Genomic DNA, 9,782 nt, shown 5'->3' with positions numbered 1-9,782 from the left:
AAGTGAAGCTCTTTTTTCATTCACTTAATAGGTGAAAAGCAATATTCAGTTAAAATACTGTAACTATGTGGCTTTCGGCCACTTTCACGGCATTGCCGTGAATAATCTAGGTTAAATTTTAATAATATCCTCTTTCTCAATCGCATATCCAAGCACGGATTCCACCGCACTGCCAATCTGGCAGAGCCTGTGGATTCGTATTTTACTTTCCTTCGCTTTTCCAATTCTCGTTTCTGTGCTGCGTACTGTTTCGCTTTCTCAAGGCTTTCCTGTTCTCTTTTTTCCAACTGAAGCATACGCTCCTCATAACTCTTTGTTGATCTTGCCATAATTATCATGTATGAGGATTCTGAAACGGTATAGTAAGATAATCGGAGTTATGACATACTTACACGCAAGAAGCATTTCAGCAGTTCCGATTGTCTGATTATCCTTCTTCGCATCCCCGGTCAAGCTTGTCATAATGGAACGCATGGAAGCACCAGCCTGGGAAGCCTTGACACCCGGATCACTCCGGGCACACAAAAAGCACCTGCCATTCCTGACAAATGCTTTCATTATCGTCTTCATTTTTTTAATTAGCAAAGCTGGAAGTTATATTACTCAAATTTTTACAGATTGATAACCTTTGGTTCTTCTGTTCAGGACATGCCGGAAAATAACACTCAATCAATCGGGCAGTAAAAGAACATGACCCTCATTCGATTAATCATTGAGCCGACCTTGGCAGACTGCTCATTGCCGCCCCTGTCGCAGCTTCCTCTTCACATTCTGCCAGAACAAGTTCTGCCTTGAACATATCTTCAATAATTTCGCACAGTACCGGATTTTTTCTCAGTCCATTTCCTGAACCAATCATGCGCCTGATCTTTATGCCGGTTCCTTTCTGAATAGTCATATACATCTGATACAATTCTGTACTCATTCCCTTCAGAACACCATAGCAGAAATCTTCTGGCATAAAGTTTTCGGAACACATCTGAGTAATACTTCCGCTTTTTTCCGGATTCATCCGCGTACCATCAAATGTTGTTTCAACTTTAATCTTTCGACTTTCAGACCTTTCGCTATTCTGGTCTCTCCCTGTTCTTGCCATCTTTTCCATTACTTTATATAATGGCTGATCCTGTCCGGTCGCTTCTTTTACAAATTTTCGGAAAAACTGTTCCAGGAGCGCATATGCCTTACCGCCACACAGAGATGCTCCCGCAAGCAGATACTTCCCATTCAGGAAAGGTCTCGCCTCAATTCCATCTCCCGAAAAATACTGACTGGAAAGAACAGAAATCTGTCCACCGGTTCCCATATTGACCAGTAATATATTCTCCTTATCACCTGCTGCTCCGAGGAAACTTGCCTGATTGTCTCCGATTGCTGTTGTAACTGTTCTTCCTCCATATGTACCCAGTTTTTCTATTTCCGTACAAACATCCGGCAGCCAGTTTGCACCCACTCCCATTTCAGCCAGTTTTTCTTTTTCAAAGCACATCTTATTGCTGTCAAAGAATCCAAAACCTGCCGCATTACTCACATGTACCAATGGTTTTTTTCGCCCTGTCAAATGCATTCCAAAATAATCCATGATTGTACAGAAACTCAAGGCCGCATCCGGAACCAGATTATGCCTGATATTATAGATATGTGTGACAAGCCCATATCCTGAAGCAGCATGGATTTGACATCTTTCCCGGATTTCTTCTGTTAAAGGAATCTGATCCCCATCGCAGATACTTCCTCTGGCATCCTGCCATGTATATAACGGACTGACACAATTTCCTTCTTTGTCAACATAGACAATCCCATGCATCTGCCCTGTGAGCCCAATCCTTTCAGCCTCCGGATACTTCTCCAGGAAATAATCCAGCAGATTCATTGCTCTTTCTACAATTTCCCCGGCATACTGTATTCTTTCCCATTCATTTCCGGTTTCAATAAAGCAGCCATTCTCTACGGTCTTTGCCTCCAGAATCTTTGTCTGCCCGTTTTCTCCTTTTTCCAGAACAACACCACTTATCGTTGTTGTCCCAATGTCAATCCCCGCCGTTTTCACAGTCCAAACTCCTCTGCCAGTTTCTTAAACTCCGGCAGGGAATTAATAATCGTATCATAAGATACACAGTAAGCCAGTCTCACATAACCCGGGCAAGCAAAGGAACTTCCAGGAACCATAAGAATATTATATTTCTTTCCTGCTTCGCAGAACGCTTTTTCATCTGCTACCGGTGATTTTACAAAAAGGTAGAATGCACCCTGCGGTTTGATGCACTCGAATCCGCATTCCTTCAGTCCATTGTATAATGCCAGACGGTTCTTGTCATATGCAGCTACATCCACTTCTGCATCTACACATTTGGCAATCACCTTCTGCATCAGAGACGGTGCATTGACACATCCGATGGTACGGTTGGCAATAGCCGCTGCAGTGATAAGTTCTTCGCTGCCATCTGCCTCATCCGGAATTACCAGATAACCGATACGCTCTCCCGGAAGGGACAGAGATTTGCTGTAAGAATAACCAACAATAGTATTACCGTAATATTTTGTCAGATACGGAACCTCTACACCGTCATAAGCCAGCTCTCTGTATGGCTCGTCAGAAATCAGGTAAATCACACTGCCGAATTCCTGCTGCTTTTTCTCAAGAATTGCTGCCAGCTTCTTAATGGTTTCTTCGGAATATACAACACCAGTCGGGTTATGAGGTGTATTTACGATCACAGCCCTTGTCTTTGCCGTAATCTTCTGCTCAAACTCCTCAAGATTCGGCTGGAATGTGGTAGTATCCGGAGAGATTTCCACAAGCTTGCCATCAAAATTACGCACATATGCACCATATTCCAGAAAGTATGGTGCAAAAACAATCACTTCTTCCCCAGGATTCAGAATCGTCTTAAAAATCACATTCAATCCGCTGGCTGCCCCAACCGTCATAATCAGATTCTTCGCCGCAAATTTAGTTCCAAAGCGACGGTTCAAAGATTCTGCTATCGTCTGGCGCACATCCTCAAATCCCGCATTACTCATATAACCATGAAGCACCGTCGGCTCCACCTCATTCACCAAATCAATAATAGCCTCCTTCACACACTCCGGTGCCGGAACACTTGGATTCCCAAGACTGAAATCATAAACTTTGTCCGCCCCATAGATGGCTCTGAGACGGTTTCCCTCCTCAAACATCATACGAATGGCTGAATTATTTTTTACATAAGGTTTCATTTTTTCTGCTATCATAACATATTCGCTCCTGTCCAAATAATCCCGGCAAATCACCGAAATTCAAAATAATATCGCAACTGCCCTCTTTCTCTTACAATCGCATAATCTATCCTTATTTTAACCTCATCATGGTAAAGTGTCAATGTGTGACAATATACTATGTTTCATCTTTTTAACCGAATCGTTGCCGTTCGCTCCGTTTACAGTAATGTAGCCAAAATTCCAGATTACCCGCATCAATGGAATTTTGACTTATATGTATCGGGATTTTGGCATATTCATACCCCAAAAACACCTCGCGGGATAGTAGCGCATGAACAGCAACACCAAATCAAATAAGTCCCTGCCAGTGTGTTTAAAAACTCCAACTACCAGCATAGAAAAATAATTTATTTCATGTGCATTTGCAGGATATTTAGATATTCTTAGCTGGTCAAAATCTGCGTTATGAGAAAAATGACACACTGTCTGAGCGAAGCGAGTTTGTGGCATTTTTCTCATGCCTTTAGCAGATTTTGAGCAGCTTAGAATATCTTAATGTCCGAAACCGCACATGAAATAAATTATTTTTCTATGCGTCCCTCCTTCAAATCCCTCCCTCAGCTTCTTCCCACTATATCTCAAAAAGACCATATCACAAACAAAAAAAGACCAACAGTCTCCCTTTCCGGATTCCCTGTCAGTCTTTTAATACCTCTTATTTTCTCAGCTCTTCACACTCAAACGCACCAACGCCCTCTGCAGCTTAGCCTCCACAATCTTATAATCATGATCAGTCAAACCACCTTTGGCGATCATCTCCTCAGCTCTTTTCTTAGCTTCCTGCGCACGCTGCTCATCAATATCCTCTTTCCACTCCCAGGTAGTTGCAAGGACACGACACTTTCCGTTCATAACAGAAAGCATTCCGCCAATACAGGCTGCGGTCCGTCTGCTGCCGTCTTCCATTACCACACTGGCTTCCCCCATTCCCAGGGCAGTACAGTAATTACAATGTCTGGCAAGAATGGCCAGATCACCACTGACAGTTCTACAGATCACACGCTCCACGTTGCCTTCAAAGAGCAGTCCGTCCGGTGTTCCGATTCTCAACGGGAAAGTACTCATAGGACATTTCCCCCTTTACTGATTCTTGGCTTTTTCAAACACTTCATCAATGGTTCCCACAAACAGGAAATAACTCTCAGGAATGTCATCACACTCACCGTTCAGGATCATCCTGAATCCTCTCAGTGTCTCCTTCAGCGGAACATATTTACCAGGCATACCTGTGAACTGTTCTGCTACAGAGAAGCTCTGTGACAGGAATCTCTGAACCTTACGGGCGCGGCTTACAGTACGTTTGTCTTCCTCAGACAACTCATCCATACCCATGATGGCAATGATGTCCTGAAGCTCTTTGTAACGCTGAAGAACCCTCTGTACTGATCTGGCAATCTCATAATGCTCTGTTCCTACGATCTCAGGAGAAAGGATACGGCTTGTGGAATCCAGAGGATCAACAGCCGGATAAATACCCTGGCTGGAGATCTCACGGGAAAGTACAGTTGTTGCATCCAGATGTGAGAATGTAGTTACAGGAGCCGGGTCAGTCAGGTCATCGGCAGGCACATATACAGCCTGTACAGATGTGATGGAACCTTTTCTTGTAGAAGTAATTCGTTCCTGCAGGTTACCCATTTCAGTTGCCAGTGTAGGCTGGTAACCTACGGCTGAAGGCATACGTCCCAGAAGCGCAGACACCTCGGAACCTGCCTGTGTAAAACGGAAAATATTGTCAATAAAGAGGAGCACATCCTGGTTCTTCTCATCACGGAAATATTCCGCCATGGTAAGTCCGGAAAGTCCAACTCTCATACGTGCTCCGGGCGGCTCGTTCATCTGACCGTAAACCAGAGCAGTCTTGTCGATAACTCCACTTTCTTTCATTTCATTGTAAAGGTCATTTCCCTCACGTGTACGCTCTCCTACGCCTGTAAATACGGAAAGTCCACCGTGTGCAGTTGCTACATTGTGGATCAGCTCCATGATAAGAACTGTTTTTCCTACACCTGCACCACCGAAAAGACCGATCTTACCACCCTTTGCATAAGGGCAGATCAGGTCAACGACCTTGATTCCTGTCTCCAGGATCTCTGTTGCAGGCATCTGTTCTTCATAAGAAGGAGCCTGACGATGGATAGACCAGCGTTCCTTTGCCTCCGGTGCCGGAAGGTTATCTACCGGGTCACCCAGAAGGTTAAATACTCGTCCCAGGCATTCCTCACCTACAGGAACAGAAATGGGACCGCCTGTATCCAGGGCTTTGGCACCGCGCACCAATCCGTCAGTAGAATTCATGGCAATACATCTTACCACGTCATCACCGATCTGCTGTGCAACCTCGGCAACCAGCTTTGCGCCATCATTATCAATCTCTATGGCATTGAGAAGAGGAGGCAGTTCATCGTGCGCAAAGCGGATATCCAGTACCGGACCGATAACCTGCACTACCTCGCCAATGTGTTTTTCACTCATGTTAGTAATCTCCTATCTGTTGGAAATTATATTAAAGACCTTCTGCACCTGCAACAATCTCCGTGATCTCCTGCGTGATGCTTGCCTGACGCGCTCTGTTGTAATACAGATTGAGCTTATCAATCATCTCTTCCGCATTACTTGTGGCAGCGTCCATAGCCATACGTCTGGCTGCCAATTCACTTGCGGCACTTTCGCAGATACCGCCATAAACCAGACCTGCCAGATATTCCGGAACAATGGCATCAAATACTGTCTCTCCGTCCGGTTCATAGAGGATCAGATTCTTCGTCTCTATCTTACCGCCGCTTTCCTCTCTGATATCAGTCATAGGAAGCATGGAAAATACCTCCGGCTGTTGGGAAAGCATGGAATTAAAGACAGTATAGCATAATTCAATATGGCCAAAGGTTCCTTTTCGAAATTCCGTACAGAGCATATTTGCCATCTCAAAACAGTCCGCCACAGAAATGTTCCCCACTTCTGCAAACTGTTCTGTCAGGGCTTCAATCCCTCTCTGACGGAAATATTCCACTGCTTTCTTTCCGACCGGCAGAACCATGTAATCCTTACCTTCAGCAGAAGCCTCCAGACACTTGAAAAGGTTTGCATTATATCCGCCTGCCAGTCCTCTGTCACCTGCGATCACTACATAGCAGGTTTTATTATTCGGGGACTCTTTCGCATAAACAGATGAGAAGTCTGTATTCTCCCTTGCAATCTCTTTCAATGTCTCATGAAGTTCTGTAAAGTACGGACGACATACCTCTGCACGTTCCTTTGCCTTACGCAGTTTGGAGGATGCTACAAGCTCCATGGCCTTGGTAATCTGCATGGTACTCTGTACACTCTTGATACGCAGCTTTACCGCTTTCATATTCGAAGCCATACGATACCCTCCTAATCACTTTATTTCTCAGGTCTTGTATTCAGGAAATTCTCTGTATATGCATCCAGCACGCTACGAAGTTTCTGCTCTGTTTCCTGCTCCAGTTTACCTGTTGTGCGGATTTCCTGCATAACTTCCAGTCCTGCTGCATCTGTATCCAGATACGTATATAATCCTGATTCATATACACTTACATCTTCAACTTTAATTGTTTCCAGAACACCCTTTGTAACTGCATAAAGGATCGCAACCTGTTTCTCTACAGGAACCGGTGCGTTCTGATTCTGCTTCAGGACTTCTACGATACGGGCGCCCTGTTCCAGACGTGCCTTTGTATCAGCATCCAGATCAGAACCGAACTGTGCGAAACTCTGCAGCTCACGGTACTGGGAATAAATCAGTTTCAGTGTTCCTGCTACTTTCTTCATCGCCTTGATCTGCGCATCACCACCAACTCGGGATACGGAGATACCAGGGTTTACAGCTGGCATGATTCCTGAATGGAATAACTCTGTTTCCAGGAAGATCTGTCCGTCTGTGATAGAAATAACATTAGTAGGAATATAGGCAGATACGTCACCTGCCTGTGTCTCGATGATCGGCAGTGCTGTCATGGAGCCGCCGCCATGCTCATCGTCAAGTTTTGCTGCACGTTCCAGAAGTCTGGAATGCAGATAGAAAACATCTCCAGGATATGCCTCACGTCCTGGTGGACGACGGATCAGCAGGGAAAGTGCACGGTATGCAACTGCGTGCTTACTTAAGTCATCATAAATGATCAGCACGTCTTTTCCCTTATTCATAAAGTACTCACCCATTGCACATCCGGAATACGGTGCGATATACTGCAGCGGGCTTGACTCAGATGCTGTAGCTGCTACAACGATGGTATAATCCATTGCGCCGTTTCTGGTAAGGTTCTCTACTAATGTAGCTACTGTAGAACGTTTCTGTCCGATGGCTACATAGATACAGATTACATCTTTTCCCTTCTGGTTAATGATGGTATCTGTGGCAATTGTAGTTTTACCGGTCTGGCGGTCACCGATGATCAGTTCTCGCTGTCCACGTCCGATTGGGATCATGGAGTCGATTGCTTTGATACCTGTCTGGAGAGGCTGATATACAGATCTTCTCTCGCAGATTCCAGGTGCCTTGCTCTCGATCGGCCGGAATTCTTTTGTATCAATAGGGCCTGTTCCGTCGATTGGCTGTCCGAGCGCATTTACAACACGTCCAACCATGGCGTCACCTACCGGTACAGACACGACCTTGCCTGTACGTTTTACGGTCTGACCCTCACCAATATTCTCATCTGAACCAAAGATTACGATGGAGACACTGTTCTCCTCCAGGTTCTGTGCCATGCCGAAGCTTCCGTCTTCAAATTCCAGAAGTTCTCCGGACATACAGTTTACCAGTCCGCTGGCTCTGGCAATACCGTCACCAACCATAAGGATCGTACCTGTCTCGTTCTGTTGAATGGCATTTTCGTAATATTTTATCTGGCTTCGGATGACCTTGGATATTTCCTCAGGTTTTAATTGCATGTTTCCATTCCATCCTTTTATTCTATTATTTTGCACTATTCAGGATTTAGAACTTTAAAGTCTTTCGTGCAGGCACGAAAAATCTTTTAAATCGCAGATCCTGACTCTTTTTATACGACCATTTCATTCAGTTTCTTGGAAATACCGGAAATACGGCTCTGTACGGTACCGTCGAGCTGTACGCCCTCTAGTTCCACGCGAAGTCCGGCAAGCACGGATGCATCGGTCTTCTGGACCAGATACACTTTCTTTCCGCTTATCTTCTCAAGCTTCGCTTTCAAAGCTTCCATCTGAGTTTCACTGAGCTTCACTGCACTTGTCACTACTGCTTCCGCAATTCCATGTGCACTGTTGTAGCGTCGGATAAACTCTTCGCAGCATCCGGCAAATTCTCTCAGAATCTTGCGTTCACACAATAATTTCATGAAATTCACCAGATATCTCTCTGCCTGCTGTCCGAAAGCCTCTTCAATCATCTTGAGTCTCTCTTCTTCAGGGATTGCCGGTTCTCCCAGCAATTTCAGATATTCCGGATTCTCTCGAAAAATCTGTCTGATCGCAATCATCTGCTCCATGATCTGTCCGTCGAGCTTTTCTTCAGCGGCAAGGTCATACAGACTTCCGCCGTAAACTCTGGCAGTTTTTGTCATGATGCCTCACCCACATTCTCAATAAACTCGTCAATCAGTTTTACATGATCTTCTTCATTAATTTCGCGCTCGATCACTTTTCCGGCAATCTCTACAGCCATACCACCGATCTCTTCTTTGATCTCGTTGACTGCTTTACGTTTCTCCTGGGCAATGTCTTTCTCTGCCTTTTCTTTCATGGCAGTTACCTGACTGGAAGCTTCTTTGATCATCTCTTCACTCTGGATCGCAGCGGTTTTCTGCGCTGTCATCACAATGTCGTTTGCTTTATTCTTGGCTTCCTGCATATTCTTTTCATATTCTGCTTTCATTCCCTGAGCTTCTTCTTTCGCCTTCACTGCATCCTGGATCTCTGCGTCCGCTTTCGCTTTTCGCTTGTCCAGCATCTCATTGATCGGCTTGAAGAGGAAACGTTTGATCAGATATACCTGAATAAAAAGGTTGCAAATCGTCGCTATAAAATTCCACGGCACAATTCCAACTAATTCCTGTACCTGCATGTTTGTAACCTCCTGTCTATACTTATGCGGATCATTCTCCGACTGCCGCCGGAATCATCCACAAGTTCCATATCAGATGCCGCTTAGTCTGTGATATCCGGCATCTTAGCTGTTTTTATCAGCTCAGGAAGTTCATGAACATACCAGGTGCAACGAAGATAAGTAACAGACCGGTAACGAAACCGTAGATACCTGTTGTCTCTGCGATCGCACATCCAAGAAGCATAGTAGAAGTTACATCACCTTTGCACTCAGGCTGACGTCCGATTGCTTCCAGTGCTTTAGCTACTGCGTTACCTTCACCAATACCAGGGCCGATACCTGCGATAAGTGAACATCCTGCTCCAATTGCACAACCTGCTAATGCGATACCTTTTGCCAGTAACTGAAAATCCATAATAAAACCCTCCTGTTTAAATAATAATCTGCAGCTTTTTCCCCTTTGCTGCGGTATTAA

General features: G+C 44.9%; 10 protein-coding genes and 1 pseudogene. All 11 read right to left on the bottom strand.

Annotated elements, in window-relative coordinates; genetic code table 11:
• Positions 1–114: 114 nt before the first annotated feature.
• Positions 115–329 (bottom strand): annotated as a pseudogene (locus ACTNES_RS02135) (relaxasome subunit MobC); the annotation flags it as partial.
• A complete protein-coding gene (locus tag ACTNES_RS02130; RefSeq protein WP_291816684.1) occupies positions 304–558 on the bottom strand; it encodes a hypothetical protein in 255 nt (84 codons plus the stop codon). The gene ACTNES_RS02130 and the pseudogene ACTNES_RS02135, both read right to left, overlap by 26 nt.
• Positions 559–709: 151 nt before the next feature.
• Positions 710–2,050: a sedoheptulokinase gene (locus ACTNES_RS02125; RefSeq protein WP_300334684.1), complete on the bottom strand. Its 1,341-nt coding sequence runs from the start codon at positions 2,048–2,050 to the stop codon at positions 710–712.
• On the bottom strand, positions 2,047–3,234 hold the full coding sequence (locus ACTNES_RS02120) for a pyridoxal phosphate-dependent aminotransferase (RefSeq protein ID WP_291816687.1): 1,188 nt from the start codon (positions 3,232–3,234) through the stop codon (positions 2,047–2,049). The genes ACTNES_RS02125 and ACTNES_RS02120 overlap by 4 nt, the downstream gene beginning before the upstream one ends.
• A 690-nt stretch (positions 3,235–3,924) precedes the next feature.
• A complete protein-coding gene (gene atpC, locus ACTNES_RS02115) occupies positions 3,925–4,326 on the bottom strand; it encodes an ATP synthase F1 subunit epsilon (RefSeq protein WP_117674861.1) in 402 nt (133 codons plus the stop codon).
• Between the two features lie 15 nt (positions 4,327–4,341).
• Entirely contained in the window at positions 4,342–5,736 is a 1,395-nt protein-coding gene (atpD, locus tag ACTNES_RS02110) for a F0F1 ATP synthase subunit beta (RefSeq protein WP_441038431.1), read from the bottom strand.
• A 31-nt stretch (positions 5,737–5,767) separates the two neighbouring features.
• Positions 5,768–6,625, bottom strand: a complete 858-nt coding sequence (atpG, locus tag ACTNES_RS02105; RefSeq protein ID WP_291809504.1) for an ATP synthase F1 subunit gamma — start codon at positions 6,623–6,625, stop codon at positions 5,768–5,770.
• Positions 6,626–6,645: 20 nt separating this feature from the next.
• Positions 6,646–8,175, bottom strand: coding sequence for a F0F1 ATP synthase subunit alpha (gene atpA, locus ACTNES_RS02100; RefSeq protein ID WP_291809501.1), 1,530 nt, complete (start codon positions 8,173–8,175; stop codon positions 6,646–6,648).
• A 110-nt stretch (positions 8,176–8,285) separates the two neighbouring features.
• Complete coding sequence (gene atpH, locus ACTNES_RS02095) at positions 8,286–8,825, bottom strand: ATP synthase F1 subunit delta (RefSeq protein ID WP_291809498.1); 540 nt, start codon at positions 8,823–8,825, stop codon at positions 8,286–8,288.
• Positions 8,822–9,325 carry a F0F1 ATP synthase subunit B gene (gene atpF / locus ACTNES_RS02090; RefSeq protein WP_441038430.1) on the bottom strand — a complete coding sequence of 168 codons (504 nt, stop codon included), beginning with the start codon at positions 9,323–9,325 and terminating at the stop codon, positions 8,822–8,824. The genes atpH and atpF overlap by 4 nt, the downstream gene beginning before the upstream one ends.
• Before the next feature lie 118 nt (positions 9,326–9,443).
• Positions 9,444–9,725, bottom strand: coding sequence for an ATP synthase F0 subunit C (gene atpE, locus ACTNES_RS02085; protein WP_216458695.1), 282 nt, complete (start codon positions 9,723–9,725; stop codon positions 9,444–9,446).
• Positions 9,726–9,782: the final 57 nt, after the last annotated feature.

The sequence above is a fragment of the Blautia sp. HCP3S3_D9 genome, assembly GCF_052063845.1.
In the GTDB taxonomy this organism is placed as follows: domain Bacteria; phylum Bacillota; class Clostridia; order Lachnospirales; family Lachnospiraceae; genus Blautia_A.
The sequence above is the reverse complement of the archived record's forward strand: the minus strand, read 5'-3'. Positions and strand labels throughout refer to the sequence as shown.

Coding starts and splice junctions, on each gene's coding strand:
- ACTNES_RS02130 (WP_291816684.1), bottom strand. CDS start 558: ATGAAAGCATTTGTCAGGAATGGCAGGTGCTTTTTGTGTGCCCGGAGT.
- ACTNES_RS02120 (WP_291816687.1), bottom strand. CDS start 3,234: ATGATAGCAGAAAAAATGAAACCTTATGTAAAAAATAATTCAGCCATT.
- atpC (WP_117674861.1), bottom strand. CDS start 4,326: ATGAGTACTTTCCCGTTGAGAATCGGAACACCGGACGGACTGCTCTTT.
- atpD (WP_441038431.1), bottom strand. CDS start 5,736: ATGAGTGAAAAACACATTGGCGAGGTAGTGCAGGTTATCGGTCCGGTA.
- atpG (WP_291809504.1), bottom strand. CDS start 6,625: ATGGCTTCGAATATGAAAGCGGTAAAGCTGCGTATCAAGAGTGTACAG.
- atpA (WP_291809501.1), bottom strand. CDS start 8,175: ATGCAATTAAAACCTGAGGAAATATCCAAGGTCATCCGAAGCCAGATA.
- atpH (WP_291809498.1), bottom strand. CDS start 8,825: ATGACAAAAACTGCCAGAGTTTACGGCGGAAGTCTGTATGACCTTGCC.
- atpF (WP_441038430.1), bottom strand. CDS start 9,325: ATGCAGGTACAGGAATTAGTTGGAATTGTGCCGTGGAATTTTATAGCG.